Here is an 830-nt window from a genome sequence, read left to right as displayed (position 1 = left end):
TAATGCCAGTCAGTTAAGCTGACTGGCATTTTTCTTTTTCCAGATTGGATACTTTGCTGATTTGTAACGGAGAACTCTCGGATACCTCCTATCCTCTCGTTTCGGAGGTAAAATATAGTGTGCAGTATTTGCATGTAACGAAGCGATTGTTCTCGGAATGTTACCAGCGCTATTTAACGACATTGTATACAGCATATTTATTATCGCGAGCGAACAAGACGTAAAACTAAGTTGATTTGGCTGAAGACCTTCTATTGTTTGAGACATCTTAACCATCTGATATCTAAGCAAGTTATAGCCTAATAAGATTCCCCATAACTCTTGTTTTACCATCTCTGGCTTCTTACTTCGTAGGTGATGCTCACTATTCAATAAGGTTTGTTTCATCTCACGATAACCGACTTCAATCTCCCAACGTTCACTATAAAGCTCCACCATATCTGCAGATGGGAAACGAAGTGGGTTGACCATTGAGGTTAAAATTTGAATTGGCTTCCCATTCACTTTCCTGCTTACTAATCTGGCTTCAATATGTTTAGGGAGCTCTGGGAACTTCTTGCGGGATTGAGGGCTAGTTTTAATACTCACCAGCTTATCTTGCTTACCTAAAGAACGCACTTCTTCATACACAGTTCCCTTTCTTAATGGCAGTAACCAATGTCGTTCTGTGCCAGATTTTACCCACTTATCAAGTAAGCCAAGTGAGTAAAAGCCTTTGTCAAACAGTGTAATAGAATGGTCTGGTGTTGAGTCGATAAGTTGTTCTGCTAGCTTCATCTCACTGACTTTTGTGCTATCAAATACGCCATTCACGAGCAGGTGGCTTGTTA

The 830-nt window shown here is 40.4% G+C and carries 1 protein-coding gene; it reads right to left on the bottom strand.

What is annotated here, in order from left to right; translation table 11 throughout:
- Positions 1–9: 9 nt before the first annotated feature.
- Positions 10–830: IS4 family transposase (locus OQJ86_RS26345; protein ID WP_265992305.1), on the bottom strand; the 821-nt coding region annotated here is incomplete at its 5' end.

Source organism: Vibrio sp. Sgm 5 (assembly GCF_026241575.1).
In the GTDB taxonomy this organism is placed as follows: Bacteria; Pseudomonadota; Gammaproteobacteria; order Enterobacterales; family Vibrionaceae; genus Vibrio; species Vibrio jasicida.
The sequence above is the reverse complement of the archived record's forward strand: the minus strand, read 5'-3'. Positions and strand labels throughout refer to the sequence as shown.